Annotated in this window: 14 protein-coding genes; 6 read left to right on the top strand and 8 right to left on the bottom strand. The window is 57.3% G+C overall.

The window, feature by feature from the left end:
* Nucleotides 1–237: 237 nt before the first annotated feature.
* The gene (locus tag ACW44H_RS06450) at nucleotides 238–726 is read left to right on the top strand and encodes a pyridoxamine 5'-phosphate oxidase family protein (RefSeq protein WP_113268311.1); all 489 of its coding nucleotides are present in this window, start codon (nucleotides 238–240) and stop codon (nucleotides 724–726) included.
* The gene (locus ACW44H_RS06445) at nucleotides 707–1279 is read left to right on the top strand and encodes a CAP domain-containing protein (RefSeq protein WP_457507854.1); all 573 of its coding nucleotides are present in this window, start codon (nucleotides 707–709) and stop codon (nucleotides 1277–1279) included. The genes ACW44H_RS06450 and ACW44H_RS06445 overlap by 20 nt, the downstream gene beginning before the upstream one ends.
* 15 nt (nucleotides 1280–1294) lie before the next feature.
* Here ACW44H_RS06445 and ACW44H_RS06440 read toward each other — a convergent pair whose 3' ends face one another.
* Nucleotides 1295–1783 (bottom strand): CreA family protein, encoded by a 489-nt coding sequence (locus ACW44H_RS06440; RefSeq protein ID WP_457507852.1) that lies wholly within the window; start codon nucleotides 1781–1783, stop codon nucleotides 1295–1297.
* 354 nt (nucleotides 1784–2137) lie between these two features.
* Between ACW44H_RS06440 and ACW44H_RS06435 the strand changes: the two genes are divergently transcribed.
* Complete coding sequence (locus ACW44H_RS06435) at nucleotides 2138–3463, top strand: tyrosine-type recombinase/integrase (protein WP_457507850.1); 1326 nt, start codon at nucleotides 2138–2140, stop codon at nucleotides 3461–3463.
* Between the two features lie 313 nt (nucleotides 3464–3776).
* On the opposite strand, the gene ACW44H_RS06430 is transcribed toward ACW44H_RS06435, so the two are convergent.
* The 5 genes from ACW44H_RS06430 to ACW44H_RS06410 form a co-directional block, all read right to left on the bottom strand.
* Nucleotides 3777–5105: an HlyD family type I secretion periplasmic adaptor subunit gene (locus ACW44H_RS06430; RefSeq protein ID WP_457507848.1), complete on the bottom strand. Its 1329-nt coding sequence runs from the start codon at nucleotides 5103–5105 to the stop codon at nucleotides 3777–3779.
* Between the two features lie 9 nt (nucleotides 5106–5114).
* Nucleotides 5115–7022 (bottom strand): calcium-binding protein, encoded by a 1908-nt coding sequence (locus ACW44H_RS06425; protein ID WP_457507846.1) that lies wholly within the window; start codon nucleotides 7020–7022, stop codon nucleotides 5115–5117.
* Nucleotides 7019–8767: a type I secretion system permease/ATPase gene (locus ACW44H_RS06420; RefSeq protein WP_457507844.1), complete on the bottom strand. Its 1749-nt coding sequence runs from the start codon at nucleotides 8765–8767 to the stop codon at nucleotides 7019–7021. Before ACW44H_RS06420 ends, ACW44H_RS06425 begins: the two co-directional genes overlap by 4 nt.
* A gap of 92 nt (nucleotides 8768–8859) precedes the next feature.
* A complete protein-coding gene (locus ACW44H_RS06415) occupies nucleotides 8860–10320 on the bottom strand; it encodes a calcium-binding protein (protein WP_457507842.1) in 1461 nt (486 codons plus the stop codon).
* Nucleotides 10203–18089, bottom strand: coding sequence for a peroxidase family protein (locus ACW44H_RS06410; RefSeq protein WP_457507840.1), 7887 nt, complete (start codon nucleotides 18087–18089; stop codon nucleotides 10203–10205). Before ACW44H_RS06410 ends, ACW44H_RS06415 begins: the two co-directional genes overlap by 118 nt.
* Before the next feature lie 747 nt (nucleotides 18090–18836).
* On the opposite strand from ACW44H_RS06410, the gene ACW44H_RS06405 reads away from it, so the two are divergent.
* Complete coding sequence (locus tag ACW44H_RS06405; protein WP_457507838.1) at nucleotides 18837–19076, top strand: helix-turn-helix domain-containing protein; 240 nt, start codon at nucleotides 18837–18839, stop codon at nucleotides 19074–19076.
* Between the two features lie 419 nt (nucleotides 19077–19495).
* Here the strand turns inward: ACW44H_RS06405 and ACW44H_RS06400 are convergent, their stop codons facing one another.
* Entirely contained in the window at nucleotides 19496–20380 is an 885-nt protein-coding gene (locus ACW44H_RS06400; protein ID WP_457507836.1) for a DMT family transporter, read from the bottom strand.
* Nucleotides 20381–20435: 55 nt separating this feature from the next.
* Nucleotides 20436–21002 carry a TetR/AcrR family transcriptional regulator gene (locus ACW44H_RS06395; RefSeq protein ID WP_457507834.1) on the bottom strand — a complete coding sequence of 189 codons (567 nt, stop codon included), beginning with the start codon at nucleotides 21000–21002 and terminating at the stop codon, nucleotides 20436–20438.
* Nucleotides 21003–21226: 224 nt separating this feature from the next.
* Here ACW44H_RS06395 and ACW44H_RS06390 point away from each other — a divergent pair, with 224 nt between their 5' ends.
* Nucleotides 21227–22138, top strand: a complete 912-nt coding sequence (locus ACW44H_RS06390; protein WP_457507832.1) for an MBL fold metallo-hydrolase — start codon at nucleotides 21227–21229, stop codon at nucleotides 22136–22138.
* Between the two features lie 20 nt (nucleotides 22139–22158).
* On the top strand, nucleotides 22159–22605 hold the full coding sequence (locus tag ACW44H_RS06385; RefSeq protein ID WP_457507830.1) for a TIGR01244 family sulfur transferase: 447 nt from the start codon (nucleotides 22159–22161) through the stop codon (nucleotides 22603–22605).
* The last annotated feature ends 2 nt before the right edge of the window (nucleotides 22606–22607 follow it).

The raw sequence follows: 22607 nt of genomic DNA, 5'->3' as shown, positions 1-22607 counted from the left end.
GTCTATAGAACTGTTGAGCATTAGCGGCTTCATCCCTGACCATACAATAAATCGTTAATCTGATTCTGGCGAGTCACCTGGAAGACCTCAAGCAGGATATCACTTGGCGAAAGGCGTGATTGTTCAATGAGCATTTGCCGATGTCGAAAATGGTAGCTAGGCTTTATCTAGTCATCTTTAGCGTACAAGCATTGTCGATGACCATTTAAACATCCAACTCATAAGGAGAGTGAAATTATGTCCAGCCCTGAGCATAAGCAGAAGATATGGGGAATGATCAAGGATATCAAAGTTGGCATGCTCGTCACCTTGGACAACGACACACCCCGCGCACGGCCAATGCACTTGGTTCAGGATGAGTATGACGGCACCCTTTGGTTCTACACTCGTCGGAGTGCTGAAAAAGTGTTTGAAACAGAAAGCGACCATGACGTATGCCTAAGCTTCTCCGATCAGGAAGATGGTGTCTACGTTTCGCTATCGGGTAAAGCCAACCTTACCGACAACCGTGAGTTGATCGAGAAATACTGGAACCCCTTCATCGCGGCATGGTTCCCAGAAGGTAAGGACGACCCGGACGTCGCCCTGCTGGAAATTAAGGTGCAGATGGGCGAGCACTGGAAAGCCAAGGAGAGCAAAACGTTCCAACTCTACGAGATCGCCAAAGCCAACATCAAAAAAGATGCCACCCCGAACATGGGCGAAAATGAAAAGTTTGGCGGTTAATCGAATGCTGATGTGCCCTTCCATCAAGGCGCTTTTCAGTCTGAGTGTATTAATGCTCATGGGCCCAAGTGGCTCATGGGCTTCTGACGAACCGCAAAGTAGCGAAGCCTCTCGGCAGAGCGAATGCGAACTCACCGATCAGAAGCGGGAAATGCTATCACTGGTGAACGAAGCACGTAGCCAGGCGCGGCAATGCGGCGACCAACGATACGAAGCCGTGGAATCGTTAACTTGGAGCTGCAAGCTTGAAGCCGCTGCCGAGGACCACTCAAAAGATATGGCAGAGAATGACTACTTTAGCCATACCGGCCCGGATGGTATCGGGATTCAGCAGCGTATCGAAAACCAAGGCTACGTATGGCAAGCAGTGGGAGAAAATATTGCCGCTGGCCAAGCATCAGCCTCTGCCGTGGTAGAAGGCTGGCTAGAAAGTCCCGGTCACTGCCGTAATATTATGAGCGACGCCTTTACCGAGATGGGCATGGCAAACGCCGAGGATTCGGAGTCGCGCTACTCAACCTACTGGACACAAACGCTAGGCAATCCACGCTAAGCGCCCACGAGCTAATTATTGCCCGCCACCTAACTCACCGTAGTGAACAGCCGTGATCGCATTTTTAGGCGAGCCATCGACCAGCTTGGTGCTGTAGGTCAGGTATACAAAGGTCTGCGTTTCGGTATCGTGCATGCGGACGACGCGCATATTTTTAAAAAGCGCCGAGCGGCGTTGAGTAAAAACCACCTCTTGGTCCTCAACGTCAGTAGGGTCGAAGATAACTTCTCCCGTCTGTCGGCACGCCACACTGGCCTCACTGGCTTCTTCGGCAAGCCCCACTGCACCGGAGATGCCACCTATTTGCGAGTAGGAAAGATAGCAGGAGATGCCCTGTACTTTCGGATCATCGAAGCGCTCCACTTCAATGGTGTTGTTCGGGCCAAGTAATTTGAACTCGGTTCGCACACTACCGATGCTGGCATCCTGAGCAAGTAGCGTTGTTGGAAGCAATGCAAATACAACGATGAACGGTGTGAGAGCAATGTGTTTTGGGAAAAGCATGAGGAACGTCCTTGGCAAAAAATCAGCCGGGGGGTTGGCAAGCAGAGAGGATACCTGATGCGCGCAGCTCTTGGAGAGCTATTGGAAAAATGTAGGAGTGGAGAGGGAGTAAAAATAAAGCGATTGAGGCGATTGGCGTCCCTGGCAGGAGTCGAACCTGCGACCTGCCGCTTAGGAGCAGGATTTTTCAATGTTTCATACATACTCACACTGTCTCTTAATAGACTATGATATTTATCAAAATCAATAGATTATGAGAAATATGCGTCTTATTGTGTCTCATGCTTCCTCATTCTATACTGCGTTACCTGTGGGGTCGCCTGTGGGGTCGGAAAAGCATCGATTGGGTACATTATGATCAGCACAGAAAAGCAAGTAATAGCTTTTAAGCCTTGTGAGAATAAAACCAAAGTACGAGAAGGCGTTACAAATCGTGGTGTCGGAGGTCTAGCACTAGAAGCCCGCTCCGATCGAGATGCTAAGCGTTGGCTATATCGCTATCGTATTAATGGGAAGCAACACGAGCTACAGCTTGGTAGTTACCCAGCTATGAAGCTGCGCGAGGCTCGTCAAGCCCATCGGGAGGCTGTAAAATTAGTAGAGCTAGGCCTTGACCCGCGAAAACAAAGAGCCTATGAAAAGGCAAATAACTTAGCCGCCTGGACTATGCAGGAGGCGTTTGACCGATGGGTAGAACACTACCAACAGACACCAGGGCGTAATAAGCAGCCCCCTACTCCAAAAACAGTGACTCAACAACATGGGAGGTGGCGTCGTCACCTAGCTCCTCGGCTGGCTGATTATTATGTTCGTGACGTGTCTCGCCGTCTGATAATCGACATTTTAGAGAAAGCTTCAAGTAAAGCTAAGGTGGAGGCGCGCCATAGTTTGAACCTACTGCGTCAGATGCTGCGTTATTGCCAGAAGCGAGAGCAAATTGAAGTTAACCCCACCGATGGGCTTACACCAGCCGATATTGCCGCGTCGGCGTCCCCGCCCCGGAAGCGACACTTACCCTTAACTGAATTGCGCCAGTTATGGCGGGCTATAGATGAAATACGTGCTGATACTCAAGGCAAGGCTGCGACAGCCGTGTTAAGCATTCCCGTTGCTAATGCTTTGAAACTACTAATCCTAACTGGTTGCCGTCGTAGTGAAGTGGCGTTTATGCGCTGGGAGGAGATAAAGAAAGATACGTGGACAATTCCTGCTGAACGCACCAAATCACGACGACAACATCAAGTACACCTCAACTCGCTAGTACTTGAATTGCTTGCCGAGCAACGCCAGCTGGCTAACGGAGATTTTGTTTTTACATCCACGCAAGGTACAAGGAAAGCGCTTCATCCTGATAGTTTGAGTACTGCAATTTCACGCTTACAAGGACGCGCTACCAAATCCCATAACGAATTTGCACCACTTTTCCACCTTAATCACTTCACCGTTCACGATTTGAGACGCTCTTTTGCAACTCAAGCGACAGAAACGCTTATGGCAGACCCGCTTTTAGTCGAAATGATGTTGGCACACGCCCCACCCAAACTACTGGGCACCTATAACCGCGCTGTTCGTTGGAAATCACAAGTGGACATTTGGGAGCGCTGGGGAGAAGTAGTAGCTGCGCAAGTTGTTGAAAAACCGAGTTCAAACGTTGTAAGTATCACCAAATTAGTAAGATAAATTTTTTTGCGAAATGCTTGGCCTCTTACTAAACCTCTTATGCAGCTAGCTTTGTCTCAGATTCAAATCCTGCCTGGGCGCGCCATATTACAAAATGGATCTTGCGATAAATCGCAGGCTTTTTTTGGCTGGTATCGGCCAGAAACTGTCATTCAGAGAAATACTGGAACGCAGTTTTGAGGCGCCGGGTAACCCACACGATCGGTTGCCCGGCCGCTTCGTGGGTCTTGTTAGGCACTTGTATTTCCGTCACGACTTCCGAGAAGAACACTCATAAGAAATGTGTCTATTTTCAAAGGCAGAGCACCCTGCTTTACTCTTCTCGGAAGGCCCTACTGAACTGGTCAGTGATAGGCTTAATAAAATACGTCAGTGCGGTGCGCTCTTCCGTTGTGATAAAGGCTTCGACTGGCATACCAGGCAGCAGCGTAGTAACGCCAAGCTTCTTAAGCTCTTCTGCAGAAACATCAACATCGCCCAGGTAGTAGATCTCGCCAGTTACGTCGTCGCGTGTTGTCGCTGGGGAAACATAGATGATCTCGCCTTTGAGCTCAGGTGTCGTTCTCTGGTTGAAGGCAGTAAAACGGAGCCTGACCGGCTGACCGACCCAGACTTGGTCGATGGTTATCGGAGCAAGTTTTACCTCGACCTTCAATTTGGCGTCTTCTGGAACGATGGTGACAAGCTCTTCGGCCGGCGTGATCACGCCTCCTATCGTGTGGATGTTCAGCTCATTAACGGTTCCAGAAATCGGAGCGCGAATGTCCGTTCGCGCCAGCCGATCCTCAATGGCGATGCGACGGTCACGCAATTCTGAAAATTCCGCCTCCACGGCACTTAATTCCCGCTGCGCCTCGGTACGAGCGTCCTCATCGATCGCAATAATCTGGAGGCGAATTTCACTCATGCGGGTTCTCGCTCTGGCGATGGATGCATGGATCTCACCGCGTTCACCTGAAATTCTTGCTTTGTCACGCGCCATCGGAACGAGAAGAGTCCGTGCAATCAGCCCTCTGTCAGCGAGTCCTCTATTCCCCTCGTATTCAGTCTGAACTAGATGGAATTCCTCGTCTTTCGATTGCCGCTGCGCTTCCAGCCCCTTTATCTCCTCTTCGATTTGCTCGACACTGAGCTCGAGCTGTTGCTTCTTACTTTGGCGACTTGTGTGATTGCCGTCAAAGAGGCGTGTTTCGCCGAGAAAAACATCCGGAGAGTCGTCTGCGTTCAAGTCGGACGGGAACTCGATTGCCGCAAGCCCGTCCCGCTCTGCCAGCAGGCGCGCTCTCCTGATGGCCAATTCCACGAGTTTAGAACGCACGATCGAAAGCTCCGCTTTCGTCTGTGTGTCTTCGAGCCGCATCAGTACTTCTCCCGCTCGAACGAAGTCCCCTTCCCTGATGGCAATCTCGCCGACGATGCCGCCGTCACGATGCTGTATCGACTTAAGGTTCTGATCCACCGTCACGGATCCTTGCGCGATGACGGCCCCACTTAGTTGAGCGCTCGCGGCCCAGCCGCCGGCTCCAAGCAGCAGAAACAGCGCGAGAGCCGCACCCACAAATACACGCGGGCCGAGTCGAAAAGAGTTTTCTGGATTCGGCGAGAGCTTGGTTGTACCGCCGGAAAGATCATATGTGCTCATTTTGTGCTCCTATGATAGCCACTCGAGACTATCGTCACGCTCTGTAGACCACGACAGCTTGTGCGCTCCCTGCAGCGTGACCGCCGTCGCCCACATCTCGTCGTCGAAGTTGGTCTCGATCACGGTCCACTCGCTTCCATCGTCCCGGTCGTGGCGATAGCGTATCGGCAAATCGTCATCGTCGTCATCGCGGTAGATTTGGTCAAAACGGTCTTCCGACTCGTCGGCTTTCCAGAAAATATCGTATTCAGATATACGAATACGGTCTCCGACCCCAAAGTCCATAATCACTTGCGAAACGGCGTTCGGTCGTTCCCCACCGGCGCTGGCGAACGCAAAGACGTCATCACCAGCGCCGCCAGTGAGCGCGACCGATTCACTGCCGAAAATGAACTGATCGGCTCCTCGGCCACCAAGCATTTTTTCGAAACCGGTGATGAAGTCATGGCCGATTTCCACTCCGCTGGCAACGCCGTTGACGAGATCAACCATGAGTCTTTCCGTCGCGTGGCTGTAGTCGAGGGTGTCCGTGCCTCCGCCGCCGTCATTCACGTCATCGTCCGCATCGAGCGCCGCCACGATCCGATCGTTTCCCATGCCGCCGAAAACTCGGTCGCGACCCGCACCATCCATAATCACGTCGTTACCATCGCCCCCGAGCAGAAGATCGTCGCCATATCCTCCGCTCAGAAGATCTTCACCGGCGTTGCCGAAGATCACGTCATCGCCCTCACCGCCGAATAGCCTGTCGTCGCCGGATCCACCGAACAGATGGTCGTTTCCCGCGCCGCCGAAAATAATGTCATTCCCATCGCCGCCGAACACCACGTCGTCACCGTCCCCAGCGACGATGTGGTCGTCTCCCGCTCCTCCATTTATGACGTCGTTGCCGGCCCGTCCATCAATGTTGTCATCGCCACCTGCGCCGTCGATCTCATCGGCACACAGGCTGCCGAGAAGCATGTCGTTTGCCGCGCTTCCTTCGATAACGGGCTGCTCGACAACGGAAAAGTGGGCGACGGCATCGATCGTAAGTTCGCCGTCAGTGATCTCATAGTGGAGGGTCACCGGCCCCGGTTGCCCGGTGTCGCTCTGGAACACCCACCCCCCTTCCACTTCAGTAAGCTCGCCGGTGGAAACGGACAGGTTTTGAACCGAGAGGACGTCACCATCGGGGTCCTCTGCCTTGCGCAGCAGATCGTCGAAGGCGATTAAGAGTGCCATGCAAGGCGCCACGTCCAGCAGATAGACGGGACCTGACACTCGAGGAGCACGGTTGCCGTCGGGCCTAATCTCGACATCGTCATCTTCTTCGTTATTTTTATCTCCGTGTTCGAGCGGGTCGTCTTCCGGTGGTGATTCCGTACCGGAGGGGCCGTCGCCATCAGGTGAGGAATGCTCACCTTCCGGATTAGCAGTGTCGGCAGGCGGTGTGCCAGCGGCGCTAGCACTTCGGCCTATCCTTGCACCGTCCACGTTTTCGCTTGCCGGTCCAGCTATGAACGGCATGTTTCCGCTGTCGCCCGAATTACGAAGCGGCATCGATCGCGGAGCATCGTCGACTGGAGACATTCCGGCGCTGAAGCTTTTGGAACCCGACAGGTCGTCCTGAGCCCTGCGCGGGGAGGAGGCTCTTTGGTCCACCTCCGCCGGCGTTTCGATCTCCGCTGCCGTGGCGGCCGGCTTCGCTGCCTGTAACAACTCCGCGGCTGTGTCCCCGCTCTTCGTCTGTGGTGGTGGCTGGGGCTCCCGGCCCCAGGAAAAGATCGAGCCAAGGTAAGCAGCGACCCCCGCCAGTAGACCGCCGATAACCAGAGGCGCCCGCGAGACTTCATCCCCACTCTTCTGAACGTAGCGCTGCGAGGCATCAGATTCCGGTAAGGCGTTCTTCGTGCCTTTGACGTTAATCATGTTCATGTTCGAGCGACGGCCTCTTTCTTCGGCGATCCGGCAGTATGCACTTCGCGTATGTTGGACTTGCCGATGACTTCCTCCTTCGGTCCGAAAGCGCTCAGCCGGCCGTTCTGAATAACCCCCACGAGATCGACGGCCGCCAGAGCGCTTGGGCGGTGGGCAGCCACGACGGCGATGCCGCCTCGCTGCCTCACACCTTCAATGGCCGCCGTCAGCGCTGCTTCGCCTTCGGCGTCGAGGTTGGAATTGGGCTCGTCCAAGACGACGATAAAGGGATTGCCAAATAGTGCACGGGCGAGTCCGATCCGCTGTCGCTGGCCGCCTGACAGGGAGGTGCCGAGCGAGCCGAGCTGCGTTCGATAGCCGTTTGGCAAACGCACGATCATCTCATGGACGCTTGCGGCCATCGCCGCCGCTACGATTGCTTGGGAATCCGGTGTTTCCTGAAACCGCGAAATGTTCTCTTCGATCGTGCCATTAAGTAGCGCGACCTCCTGCGGCAGATAGCCAATGAACTGACCGAGAGCTTCGTCGTGCCATTGTGAGAGCTCCGCGTCGTCGAGCCGCACGCTTCCCCGCAGCACGGGCCAGATACCTGTCAACGCGCGCAGCAATGTGGTTTTGCCGCCACCACTAGGACCGATGATCCCAATCGCCTGGCCAGCCTTGAGTTCGAAGCTCAGTTCGCTGAGCAGGACTTGTCCGGAATCGGGGGCTGCGACAGTGATGTTCTCGATCTTGAGGGATGAAGTCGGGTTGGGCAGTTCCATCGGTTCTTCAGTCTCCGCCAGTGCCATGACGGTTTCCTTCAGCCGTGCGAACGCTGTTCGCGCAGCGACGACGCTCTTCCAGTTGCCGATCGCAAGATCGATGGGGGCGAGCGCCCGCGCAGATGCAATAGAAGCGGCGATGATTGCGCCAGCGCTAAGCTCTCCCTGAATAGTGAGCAGTGCTCCGAGGCCAAGGACGGCCGACTGCAGGACCATACGCAAAACTCGTGAGACCGCTCCGAAGGTGCCGCTGACATCGTTCGTTCGCGTCTGCAACTCCAGATGATCGTCGTTCGCCCGATTGAAGCGCGCCACCGCACGACCTGCAAAGCCCATCGCCTTGAGAATCTCCGCATTGCGAGCATTGGAATCGGCGATAGTGTTGCGAGTAACGGCAGCCTGCTGCATGGCACTGCTCAGCTTGGACGTCTTCATTTCCGTAGCGATCGCGAGCATGGCCAGGATGAATCCGCCGAGAAAAACCAGCGCACCAAGGTAGGGGTGCAGTATGTAGACAAACAAGAGAAAAAGCGGCATCCAGGGAAGGTCCAGCAGAGCCACGGGGCCCTGGCTTCCCAGGAAGCCGCGCACCGTATCCACGTCGCGGCCACGCTCCAGTGATTCAGCGGTCGAAAACCCGAAACGCGGCATGTCGATCGCAACCCGATGGGCCAACGGCGCGATCCTTCTATCGAGGCGTGCGCCGACGCGAACAAGAATTTGGGAGCGGATGGTGTCGAACATCCCCTGAAAGCAATACAGGCCGAGCGCCAGAACGGAGATGGCGACCAGCGTCGAAACGCTCCCGCTGGTCAGCGCCCGGTCGTAGATCTGCAGCATGTAGAAGGCACCGGTCAGTGCGAGGATGTTGATGATCCCCGACATGCCGAATAGAAAGAAAAAGATTCCTCGGAAACCTTTGGTCAGCTTTTCTGCGCTCTTGCGCTTCGCCGACGTACTAGCGTCTCTTTTGCGCATGTGAACTACCCCTGCACCCTAAATTGAACGGGCGTTCCCTGCGGTCGGGCACGCCCGACCGCAGGGAACGTTATTGTTATCGTTGTCGTTCGTTAGAGGTTGAAGTCGTTCACTGTCAGTTCATGCCGACCCTTGATGTTGATTGAGAAATCGGCATCATCGTCTCCGGTCGTGTTCCCCTGCACGACGGTATAGTCCTCACCGTCGCTCGTTTGATGGCTGAACATGAGCTGGCCTGCGCCGGTGAAGGCCTCCGTCACCAGGGTGAAGCTTTGGTTCCCCGTTGCGCAGCCATTCGTGTCCAAACCACTGAGATCGATACGATCGCCCGGCTGAAAGCCCATGATGGTATCGCCGTCCGCATCCGCCGCAGAGAGGAAGCGGAAAGTATCGTTGCCCGCACCGCCGTCCATGACGTTGACCGCGCGGCTCGCCGTGATCGTGTCGTCTCCAGATCCCGTGACGATGTTCTCGACGCCCCACAGCCCATCATTGCCGGTCTCTGAGCTCGAGACGCTGCCCCGTCCCATGAAGCCGGTGCCAAGATCTGCCGTGATCGCTGCCGTGATCGACGACATGTCCAGTGTGTCGTTGCCGCTACCGCCCACCATGTCGTCGCCGTAGTAGGTATCGTCGCCGTCCCCGGCTTCGGCCACGAACATATCATCCCCGTCGCCGCCGAAGGCCGTGTCGTCGCCTGCACCGGCATTGATGAAATCGTTACCGTCCTCACCAAGAATACGGTCGTCACCGTCATCGCCGTAGAGCATGTCATCGCCATCACCACCGAGGATGTCATCGTCGCCGTCATGGCCGAAGACGACGTCTCGACCGCCCAAGCCCAAGATGGTCTCGCTGTCCGCCGTACCAACCAACGCGTCTGTGCCTTCGCTGCCGACAATGGCTGCAGCCGGGATCACTTGCATTCCGTCTTCACCCTCCTCCCCATTGCCAACGGGCGATTCATCAGCGTCGTGATCAGGCTCATCATCACCTTCACCTTCGTCGTCCTGTTCCTCACCCTCGTCCTGACCGGATGGAGGCGTCACAGCAAGATCATCATCGTCGTCTTGGTTACCAGCACCAAACGCCGGCAGTTGACCGTCGCTGTAGAAGGTTACCGAATGCGTGTCGCTGGCGATGGTGGTCGAGCCGTCCTCATTCTGGGAAAGCACATAGTCTTCGATGGTTTTGCCATCCTCGAGCTCAATGACGTCCTGTGGCCGTACGGTGCCGATGATGATGTCGTTGCCACCCTTGGTCTTGAACACGATGCGATGGGCCGACGTCAGTGAACTGATATCGACGGTGTCGTCGCCTTCCGAGCCCAGGATCGTGATCGTGTTGGGCCTGAGGCTCGTCGCGACATCGAAGCTGCCGTACATCTCGACGGCGTCGCCGCCGAACTGACCGCTTTCGCTGACTCCGCCGCCGTTTACGACGATCTCTTCAATTTCCGTGAGCTCGGCGATGATGGTCTCGTCTGCGTTCGCGACCTGCCGGGTGACGATGATCTCGTTCTCATCGCTGCCTGCATAGGCGATCCGGACCACCGCTTCGTCGTACGTATAGATGCGGTAGGTCTCGGCTTCACCGTTGCCAACGATCTGGAAGAGGTCACCATCGACGCCTTCGCCACCGCCGTTGATGGTGTCGGTGCCGTCGCCAGGGCTCCAGAGAATGTATCGTCGTCGAGCTGTGGCTCGACCACGTCATCGTCCCCATCGCCCAAGTCATGCCCCTGCAGCGTATCGTTTCCGGCGCCGCCAATGATGACATCGTCGCCATCGCTGCCGACGATCGTATCGTCACCGGCGCCGCCAAAGATGATGCCCGGATCTTCAGAGGTGATGTCGCCGTCGCCGTTGATGATGTTCAGAACCTCGCCGTCACCGAACTGCAATCGTTCGATATCGACCAGCGTGTCGACGTCACCACTATCAAGGTGGGTGACGGTAGATAGGCCCGAGGCGCCGTTCATCCCGAAGGCATAGTCGCCAGCCGAGCCCGCGAAGCGCGCGGTATCGGTGCCGTTGCCGCCGTTCAGAATATCGCTGCCCTCGCCGCCATCGAGCACGTCGTCACCGGAATGTCCGAGCAGACGGTCGTTGCCGGCATTACCGACCAGCGTGTCGTTGCCGGCGCCGCCTCCGAGCGTGTTCTGGCCGGCGTTACCGGTGATCACGTTATCACCGTTATGACCGGTGCCGTCGATGTCGGCGGTCCCAACCAAGGTGAGGTTCTCCACCGCGCCGTCGACATGATCGCCGCGAGTCGGATGCAGATCGAGCGTGATAGTCGAGAGGATGGTATCGACTCCGTCGCCACCGACCTCGTTGACGCGGTCACCCTCATCGGTAACGAAGTAGGTGTCATTGCCGGCACCACCGTTCATCACGTCGTTGCCGTTGCCACCGACGAGGATGTCGTCGCCGTCACCGCCATTCAACGTGTCATTGCCATTGAAGCCCAGCACCAAGTCGTTCTCGGCACCGCCATTTACGGTGTTCGAGCCGTTGGTGCCACGAGCGAAGGTATAGCCCTCGCCGTCGAACTCGACGCGCTCGATCCGGGTTAACGTATCCGTCCCGCCCGCATCACTTGTGACCTCGAAGCTGCCCGCATTCATGGCGAACTCGTGGCCGGTGACACCACCTTCCAGCACCAGGGTGTCGATGCCTGCCCGGCCCTCGAAGTCGTTGTTGCCCGAGTTGCCGGTAAAGCGGTTGTCGAGCCCGTTGCCTTCGCCGTCAATGTTCGCTGTCCCGTCGAGCACTAGGTTCTCGACATTGCTGCCGAGGATGTAGCTGGCGAGAGACGAATGGACGGTGTCAGAGCCGGCGTCAGTTGCTTCGCTCACCTGGTCGCCGACATTGTCGACCATGTAGGTGTCGTCGCCCTGACCACCAGCCATGGCGTCGGCTCCCGCGCCGCCGTCGATGACGTTGTCGTCCGCATCGCCGGTCAGGGTGTCGTTGAAGGCGCTGCCCTCAAGGTTCTCGATATCGACCAGACGGTCGATACCCGCGCCGATCGTATCTTGCTCCTCGAAGCTCGCGCGCCCCGCCTGCCCGAGCAGTGAGACCGTAACCGCCGCAGCCGCCGCGGCATACGAGGCGGTGTCCCGCCCCTGCCCGCCGTCCACGCGATCATCACCTGCACCGCCCTCAAGATGGTCGTCGCCGGCCTCGCCGCGAAGGTCGTCGCCGCCTTCACCACCCAGCAGGGTGTCGTTGCCGAAGCCACCGTTCAGGGTGTCATCGCCCTCCCGGCCCTCGAACATGTTGTCGAGGCTGTTGCCCAAGAGCGTGTCGTTGCCAGTGCCGCCGGTGACATTTTCCAAGCCGCGGGTGAGCGAGAAGCCCGTTGCCGCGCCGGTGAGCAGGTTCACCGAGACATCCTCGTCGGTGTCGTAGGACAGCGTGTCGTTGCCGCCGGCGAGATCAAGCTCGGTCGCCTCCACGTTCACCACGATGGTGGTTTCGTTCACACGATCGATGGTCCCGCCGTTCAGCCGCACCTCGACATCGTCGTCGGCACCGAAGTTGCTTTCGAGAATTCGAAGGCGGTCATGGTCCGGACCGAGGTTAATCGTGTCGCTGCCATGGCCGTTGCGGTAGATAGCGGTGTCGTTGCCGGCGTGGCCGGTGACGATATCGTCTCCGAGGCCGCCGTCGAGCGTGTCGTCGCCGTTAGCGCCAAACAGCGTGTCGTCGCCGGCACCGCCGGTGATGACGTCGTTGCCGCCCATGCCGTTGATGAAGTTGTCGCCATCGCCACCGATGACGATGTCATCGCCCTGGTTGGTGCCGCCTTCATCGTCGCCGCCGGTGGCACCGTTAACGGTGGCATCGTTGGTCTCGATGTAGTTGCCGACGACCGCCGTCACCTCGGAATAGACGGTGTGCTCGTTGAGCAGGTCATCGAAGTAGACGACCTCCACCCGCAGCCGGTTGCCGACAAGCTCCGGCCCCGGGAGGAAGCTGCGGTCGTTACCGCCTGCCTCTGCCGGCACGTTCTGCCAGTTGTTCAGCCCGTTCGGCGAGTACTGCCACTGGTAGGTGAGCAGGAACTCCTCGAAGGCATCCGTCATCCCGTCGGGGTCGGTGAAGGCGACCGTCGCCGTCAGTTCCTGCCCCTCCGTCGGAGACATGTCGCTGATCAGCAGCGGCCCAGTCGGCTCGTCATTGACGCCAATCACCGGGTCGGTTGGCTGTGACGAAACAATCTCGAGCACGCCGCCGGCATCGGTGTAGAACCCAAGCACCCGGACACGAAGTCCATCGTGCTCGTCGCCCGGGACAAAGGTCAGCCCATTGACGTTGGGGATGTCGATGTAGTCACCGGTGCCGTCGTTGCGCTCAATCTGCCAGCGGAAGGTCATTTGCGTCGGGTCGACCGCGCCGTCCGGGTTGTTGAGGTCGCGGATATCGTCCGCATTCACAGTGAGCGGCTCGTCCTCGCGGGCTGGAAGACCCTCGATGACCAGACGGCCGGTCGGATCAACGTTGCCGGTCTCGCGAATGGTGTAGATGCCATCGGCGAACTGGATGCGTTCGATCCCGATCAGCGTGTCGGTGCCCTCATCGATCTGCGGATCAATATTCTCCGACTCACGGCGGGCGACGTACGTCCGATCACCGACATGGGTGATCTCATACCAGTCGCGGTTGCCCGCAAAAATCGCCGTGTCGGTGTCGTCGCTGGCATCCTCCGCGTACTTGATCTCGCGTACGATATGCAACTGCTTAGGCTTGATGACGCCGTCCAGCAGGAAGTTCGACAGCTGCTTCGTCTCGCCGCCAATCGTCACCATGTCCGTGAGGCTGTCGACGGTGAAGGCTTCGGTTCCTTCCAATACATTGCCATCGTTGTCGAGCTCACGGATGCTGAGGCGCACGTTCAGCCAGGCATCGCCGTGGATGAAGTCGTCGGCGCCGCGCCCTTCGAAGGTATCGTTGCCATCGCCGCCTAGCAGAATGTTGCCCTCGGCCCAGGCCACCACTTCCTCCAGATCAATGTTTGGATCGGTTGGCGCATCCTCGATGCTGATGCCGAGAAGCTCGCGTAGCCCGTCGATCCGATTGACGCCGGCTTGGGTGAGCCCGTGGTTGTCGAGGTTGAACTCGACCTCGATCTCCTCACTGCTACCGCGGTCGTCACCGCGCAGGACGTCGTTGTGGATCCAGCCCGACAGGCCCTCCACCTGGTCGAAGCGGTCACGCAGGATGTCGTCCTCGATCGTTGTGAAGATCGGGATCGCCATGTCGGAATCCGCCGCGACGGCGCTGCCTTTGTGAATCGCCCAGTCGAAGCCGAACATGCCCTCGTTGCGCATGACGCTTTCGCCCTGGACCATGATGTCGTCGCCGGACTCGGCATCGAAATCGTTCTCGTTGGCGCCGGCGAACATCACGTCATGGCCGAGGATGGTGGAGTTGAAGAACAGCTCCGAGTTATCGCCACTAATCACGTCGAAGCCGTCGCCGCCCTCGATCCAGTCGTCACCCTCGTTGCCCATGAGGAAGTCATGGTCGAGACCGCCGAGGATGAAGTCATTACCCTCCCCACCAAAGACCTCGGTTGCATCGACGCCAACCAGGATCGCGTCATTACCATCGCCGCCCATGACCACGTCAAGGCCGTTCGAGTTAGCAATGACGTCGTCACCACCCTCACCCTTGATGAAGTCGCCAGTGTCGCCCATGTCGGTGATGATGTCGTCACCGCCACCGCCGATGATCAGGTCGACACCGTGACCACCCTCGATCCGGTCGTTACCAGCGTCACCCCAGATGGCGTCGTCACCGTCACCTCCGATGATGGTATCGTCGTTCTCGGTACCGCCCATTACAACGTGCTCACCGCCGGTAAAGCGCAGGTAGTTCTCGTCAGCGTCCGGCGTTGACGGATCATCGCGCTGCACCTTTTCGCGGATCGCATTGAGCACCGGGTCATCGCCTTCAGGGTCCATGGCGATCTGCTTGGTCTCGTCCACTTCGAGCACGATGTCGTGCTTGGCGAATGAGTCGACGCCGACATGGAAGTTGACCTCGTCGTCCTCGGTGCCGAGGATTCCATCCGCACCCGGCATCGCCATGTCCGTGTTGGCCATGACCAGCTTGGAAAAGGCGTTGTTCTCGAGCTCGTTGAGCAGGTTCAGGCCCTGGGTCCGCGACAGGTAGTAGAAGCGATCGCCTTCCTGCAGATTCTCAAGCTGCAGCTCGAAGATCGCGTTGAAGGTTGCGCCCAGCATACCGCCGAACGGCATGATCTTCTCAGCGAGGCCGCCGATCCACAGGTCCACGAGATTGAGCCCAGTTTCCTCAGAGGCCCACGCGCCCGTGCTGTTCAAAAATTCGAGCCTGTCGTCGATCTCGGCCGACTGCTCGACATCGAGGCGTACGTTGTCGATCAGGATCTGGTTGGACGTGCCGTCGGTCTGCGCTATCTCGATCGACAGCCCGAGCCCGGCTTGCGCCCCGTCGATCGGTCCGGTCTCCAATATCACGGTAGACCAGCCGCCATCGACGGGCGCTTCGAGATCCACGAAAGCCAGCACGTTGCCGTTCGCATCCACAAGCCGGGCCTGCCCACCGGGCCAATCCATGTTCGTACGGTCGCCGATGTCTAGCGTCAGGCGATAGCTGACACCTTCTTCCAGAACCTGCCCGGTGTCCTGAGATAGCATGCCACCCTCGCGCAGCCAGGCAACATTATCCCCGGTGATGCCCTCCGGATCGACGACACTCGCCGCCGGCGCAATCAGGCCGCCCTGCCCCGTCAGCGTCCAGCCGCTCGGGGCCTCAGTGGTATAGTTCCCCAGCGCGTTGGTGGTGACCCCCGACTCCCCGTCCGCGAGGGAGTTGGCCTCGAAGCTGGCGTTCTCGACCGAAACCGCCGAGGTCTCGGTCGCTTCGGCGAGGCCCAGCAGTTGCATCGCGGCCTCGCGTTTCTCCGCGAGCGTATCAGCCGCCAGGATCAGCGGATGCGTGCCGTAGGCGGCGATGAAGTTGACCACCGACGCTGGCGTCTTAAGGTTCGCGCCGAAGTCGGCCCAGCTCTCGTATGGCTTGAGCCAGGTCGAGTTACTGGCAGCGTAGAGCTGCTCGCGGGCCTCGTTGAGCGAAGGCACGCCGGCATCCCGGGCGCGAGCGATATTGATCGCTGGCAGATCGAGCGGCAGGCCAAGCAGGTTGTTGCGCAGCGAGTCCACGACGAACTCATCGATCTCGTTGCCCTGTACATAGGTCATGCCACGGAAGATCGCGCCAGCAGCCTGGTCAGCAGTAATAGACCCGTCCTGGTCATAGCTAACGGGGTTCAGAAACGCCTCAATCAAACCGACATCTACACCCCAGTCCTCAATCGGGATGGTGTTGCCGTCCGCATCGACCGGCTGTCCCTCATCGTTCAGCGGCAGGAGTTTGAGGTGATCGGTCAGCATCGAGTGACCGAACCTGTAGACGGTATGCGCGAATTCGGCATAGATCGCCGGGTCGACGTCAGTCACGGTGTTGAAGACGAAGACGTCAATCAGCGGCGACACCTTGCGACCGAACTCTTCGAAGACCAAGTGCTGGTACTGCATCTCGGTGGCGAATCGCGCCGTCTGGAACAGCCGCTCGCCGTCCCAGCTGAGCGCATTCGGATCGAACCCGGCCTCGACCGGCTCGAGCAGCCATTCGTTAAGGAAGTCGATATCACCTGCTTCGCCGAGTTCGAGAACCTGCTTCTTGACGTCCTCTATCTGGCGATTGTGCTCGGAGTGGAAAACGTGGTGCACGTCAGTGAGGCCGATGTTCTCATTGCCGCGGCCATCGCCGACGATGAAGTGGCGGTCGAGCAGCTCGTTGTCGTAGAAGGTCTCACCGGTATCCGGATCCACCGGAACCGGGTCGCCAACAGGGTCGGTGCCGGAGTTCGGATCCGGCATCAGGATCGCTGGCTGCCCTTCGGCTCCCGCTACCAGGATCGGCACCGCATTGTGGGCGATGTCGTCGAGGAAAGCATGCGACGTACGGACCGGACCGCGGCCGTCATTTAGTTCCGCGAGCACGAGCGGATCGTCCGGCGTACCGCTGGCAACCACATCGTCGGCGGTGTTCGGGATCAAATCCGGCCCGATATTGGTGACCACTTGAGGAAAGCCATTCTCATCGCGAATGAACTCGCCGTAGGCATCTGTCCGAAGCAACGGAACGCCAAAGACATCGCGGTCATCGAGATTGATGCCGAGCATCGCCTCGGCCTGGTCCTTGACGTCCTTCCAGGTGGCCAGGCCACCGTTTTCCCCGTTGAGAAGTCGCCCAGTAGCCATCGGCTTGCCATCGACCATCTCGTACTGGCGCAGGAACACCTGGTGCGAAGGATGCGACGTGTAGGTCTGGTTCTGGTCGACAAACGGCGTCGTTTTGTTCCTCGCCTCGGGCGTGTCATCAGCGGTTCCCAGCACCCCGTCGGCGCCCGGTGCCATGGTCGGGGTCAGACGCGTCAGTACCAGCGGCATGTTGACGTCCACCTCGTCACCACTATCGGGTATGCCGTCAGGCCCGTGTGTCACAAGCGGATCATCGGCCGTCAACGGCATATAGATCGTGCCGTTGTCGCCCTTATGGATCAGGTCGAGGCCGTGGTCGAAGAACTGACCAAAGAAGGTCATCCAGCCATTGAACGGCGCTGAGAGCCCCTCATCTGGTGCGACGTTCGGCAGCAGGATGCTATTGCCATCCATCTCGATGCCGTATTCGTCGAGCAGGGTCTGGTCGAGCGCAGCCTTGGCTGCCGCCAGGGCCTCCTCGTTACCGGGAGCGCCAAGACCGCCGTCCGCAACGATCTGCAGGTAGTTAGCATACTCGGTGCGCACGCCAGCAACGCCTACCGAAAGATCGCCATACTCGGCGTGTTGCAACGCAGCCGTAATCGCGGCGGGGTTATTCAGCGTTTGATCAGAAATGAGGTTCGAGATAATCCGGGGATCAGCGTCGACGACGTTGCCCGTATGGCCGCCATTCTGCGCCATACCGTCGGTTTCTTCGCCAACGACCCCATAGTCATTATTGTTGATCATACCGTGATAGCTGTCGTCGCCTTCATTCAGGTAGTGCGGCTGCATCGCGCGTGGCATGATCTGGTCAGCAGCGCCCCAAAGCTCGCGCCCCGGAGTAATGTTGTTGAGGCTGCCGTCAACGGTTCGCAGGCCGTAAGGCAGGTGCGGCTGCGCGAGCAGCTGATCAAGTGGCGTGCCAGCGACATGCGCCTCGGCGATCTTGATTTGCTTGAGTATGAACTCCAGGTCGTGCTGATTCAGTTTGACAGCCATGTTCCCCTCCCCAGGCCCCACCGGGCTTTATTACTTATTTTTGTTAAATGCAACGTTATTTGGCGGCCCTCACAAACTTCACCAGCGAGCTGCTGTTTTCTGTCTTGAAAAGCCGACATACATGTCGCCGCACCTCGACAGATGCACTATTTTTAAGAAACATTTTTACACCTATCGATTACACAAGCTTACGATATGAAAGTTTTATTACCTCCTCAAAATCATCATTACTCGTTATCGAATGATCTAATCCATAAAGACCCGAACTCTCATCCTTTAAAGGGAGGGAAGGCTTCTGTGGTGAGAAAAAGCATTGTTGCCATCAGCAGTTAAGGCATTAGTCGCTTAAGTTCACGGGACTTTGCGCGTGAACTCGACACGCGCGCGAAGGTATCGACGAGGGATGTTGTGGGGAGGAAGACGGCTACTAGCCGCTTAGAATCAAAGAGCCTTACTGCGACGGTAGCGAGTTCAGAGACCCGATAGGTAAGTATCTCTTGCGGCAAGCGCCTTAAATGGCAGCTATGAACGCAACGTAAGGATGCCAGCTTCAATGCGTCGCACCAAAGCTTCGCTGATATACCGACGCACGAAAAATTTGAGAGCGGTACAACTGCTCCTGGGTCACACGAAGCTGGAAAGCACTGTTAGATATCTTGGGAAAGAAGTAGATGATGCTTTGGAAATGGCAGAACAGACAGAAGTTTGAAGTGCTCAGACGAGAGGCTAGGCTAGTCCGTCGTCGCCATGAGCAGACGTACCTTCACGCGTCACTTTCAAAAAGCGACCGGCATGACGGTCGTGGAGTGGTTAGTGAACGAGCGGTTACGACGTGGACGCGAACTGCTGGAAACCACTTCCTTGTCGGTGGAAGCGATTTCAGAGAGAGTTGGTTTCCACACAGCGCCCTCTTTCCGGAAACACTTTAGGCATCATCATCAAGTCAACCCACGCGACTGGCGCAAAACCTTTGGCCATTACGCCTGAATTTCGTCGAGCCAGTGTTGCCCTACCCTGCCATTGACTGCGTTCATGGTTTCGACGGCTCATTCGATAGGAGCTACCACTAAGCCTCATCGCGTTTTTGACGCAAGCGTATGGCTAGGGAAAAAGGTGAATGCGCGCACTGAGGACATTCAGGTAGTCATTTTCTGGAAATGACACATGAGAGCCTTGGAAGGCTGGTTTCGGCCAAGAGCGGAAATTTAGTAAATTTTGATATAATGGATAACTTGAGCGGTTAGGCTACTCCGCGCCTGCTGTAATGTTTAGTTAGGCATCTATCAAATAAGCCAAGAAATAACTCGATACCTTTCTCTGTTCACCCTTCGCAAGTCGTCAATACCTACAGATAGCAGTAATCACAGCGGTGGATCCTGGATCAGAACGCTAACCAGCTAGTGGTTCTATCCGGAAGGTGGCCGTCCAGAGCGTGAAAAGACGCTCAGCGCAGTCACTGTGACTAATATCAATCCCATACCCAGAATTTGCGGTCCTACCAGGGTTTCGCTTAACACCACGACGCCGAACAGCGTCGCGGTGACCGGTTCAACCATTGCCACAACGGAGGCCACGGCCGGGGCCGTATGATTCAAGCCGATGATATAAAGAACAAAAGACAAACCTGCACCGAGCACACCGAGTACTGCGAATAGCGGCCAATCCGGCGTGCTCAGGACAGCAACCGTCTGGCCAACATCACTCGGCCAGATAAGAATAATGACAAGTACCGTAAGCGCTATAGAGAGAATAGCCTGCGGGCTACCGTGTGGCGCCGCATACTTGAAGCCGAAAATGAATATTGCGTAGGACAGTCCGGCAAGCAGACCAGCCCCTACACCCACCGCCGTAACGCCACTCGCACCGACGTCATAAATCTGTGTAAGCAACACGACACCAAGAATCACTACTGCGATCGCGGCCCACTTCAGCGGCGTGGGACTTTCGAGCCTTAGAGCAAAGGATACGAGATATACGAAGACTGGGGCGCTGTACATCAACGTAGCCGCAACAGCAACGCTACCGTGCGCAATGCTTAAGAAATAGAACGAGAAGTTACCCGCTACGCCGACACCGGCGATGACAGACCAGAACCATAACCGGCGTTTTGTCAGGCCACTCCTGTGTGGACGCAGTATTAGCCAGATGAGGACACACAGCAGTCCAATCGCACCCCGGTAGAAGGAAACCACGAACGCGTCCCAACCGTCGGCCATAAGGATCCCGCCGATCCCGCCAGATAACCCCCAGAAAAGCGCCGCCAGCACCACAAAAATAGTACTCGCACCCATCCTGTAACCTCGCTTTTTCGTGTTGAACTAACATAGTTGACGGCGGATAGAGGCTTCATGGGATCCTGCTCCGGGCCGCTGAAAGCAGGACATCGGTCACTGCCCGAGTGTCAGATAGGGCCGTCTGTACGCCAAACAGAGCCACTGTCGTATTGCTGCCTTCCAGTACCACAAAGAGGCGTCGCGCCAGGTCGGCGTGGTGATCCAGCCCGTCGCGTGCCACGCCAGCCTCAAGGCGTGCCAGAAAATCGGTCTTGGCGGACGTCGCTAGGGTATGGATCCCGGTGTTGTGCTCGGCGAACTCGCCCATCGCCTTGACCATGATGCAGCCTTGCTGGCTGTAGCGTTCCAGCCAGCGGCCATGCGCCTCGACCATGGCCTGTGTCACCTGCCCTGGCAAAGCCGAGGCCGCCGCCGCATCGAGGCTGGCAATGAAGCGCGCATGGCGGGCTTTCAGTACGGCCGTGATTAGAGCTTCCTTGGAAGAGAAGTGATTGTAGAGCGTCATGCGCACTACGCCAGCGGCAGCCACGATGCGGTCAATGCCGGTGGCGTGGAATCCCTGCTCATAGAAAAGTCGCTCGGCGGTGGCGAGCAGCTGGTCGCGCTTGGAGGCTGGCATTGGCGGCAGCTCCTATATAGACCGATCTATCTAAATACAAGTCACTTTGCGATGTCAACGACGTCGCGGACAATTCTTCTGTCAGTGCGCATTATGGGAGCTGATGCGTGCGAGACAATAGATAAATTTTGCTACCCCTTTTTGACATTTCGTAAGCATGCGTTTGATATATATTCGAATAATTACTATCGTTGAATCATTCTGGTCTAACGGAGCAACCCACCATGCAAACCTATGCTGAATCGACAGGAAACCCAGTGGTCGCCGGTTTCTTCGATCCACGGACATCCAGTATTCAGTATGTCGTGAGCGACCTCGCGACTAAACGCTGTGCCATCATCGATCCAGTGCTCGACTTTGATGAGAAATCGGGGGCTACCGCCACCCAAAATGCTGATGAGCTACTGGCGTATGTTGAACGGCAGGGGCTGGAGGTGCAGTGGATACTCGACACGCACCCCCACGCCGACCACTTCTCCTCGGCCCGCTATTTGAAAGAAAAAACCGGGGCACCAACGGCTATAGGAGCTTACGTTACACAAGTGCAAGCGCTATGGAAGGATATATACAACTGGCCCGACTTTCCGGATGACGGCCGCCAGTGGGACCACCTTTTTGTAGAGGGCGATACTTTCCACGTGGGCGAGATAGAAGGCCGGATTATGTTCTCGCCCGGCCATACCAAGGCGTCGATCACCTACGTCATCGGCGATGCGGCGTTCGTGCACGACACGCTGTTTCAGCCGGATGGTGGTACGGCCCGTGCCGATTTCCCCGGGGGGAATGCTCACAAGCTGTGGGATTCCATTCAGGCCATCCTGGCACTGCCGGACGACACTCGGCTCTTTACTGGTCACGACTACATGCCCGGCGATCGCGAGCCAGAGTGGGAAAGCACGGTGAGTGTCCAGCGCGAAACCAATATTCATCTACAAGACAGCCCGACAGCGGAAAGCTTCATCGCTTTGCGTAACGAGCGTGACGCTAAGCTGCCCATGCCGAAACTGATCTTGCACGCTTTGCAAGTCAATATTCGGGGCGGCGACCTGCCAGAGCCAGAGGATAATGGTCGTCGTTACCTGAAGATTCCCCTCGATGCTCTACCGGGAGCCGCCTGGGATGAGGCGCGCTCCTAAAACGGCCAAGGAGGTAACCTATGGATATCAAACCGCTCGATGATCGCCTTTATGTGACAGCACAACCTCGCCTCGACGAACTTGAACAGCTCGCCGAACAAGGGTTCCGCACCATTATCTCCAATCGCCCGCGCGGGGAAAGTGATGACCAGCCGGATCCCGATGCTCTAAAGGCAAAGGCAGAATCACTGGGCATGGCCTGGCATGAAGTTCCCGTAAAGCCTGGGGAATACGCAAAGGCGGACATCGACGCCTACGCCGATGTGCTGCATTCTGCAAAGGCCCCCGTGCTCGGCTTCTGCCGAACGGGAAAACGCGTTGCCCATCTGTGGGCATTATCACTCGCCCCGCAGCGTCCGGTATCCGAGCTGATCGCCTCAGCCAATGCGGCTGGTTATGACTTGGAGCCCTTGCGCGGCAGGCTTGAACAACAAGCCCATCAGGCAAAGGGTGATTCTGGGTCGTGAGC

The organism is Vreelandella sulfidaeris Esulfide1, assembly GCF_054072535.1.
The sequence above is the reverse complement of the archived record's forward strand: the minus strand, read 5'-3'. Positions and strand labels throughout refer to the sequence as shown.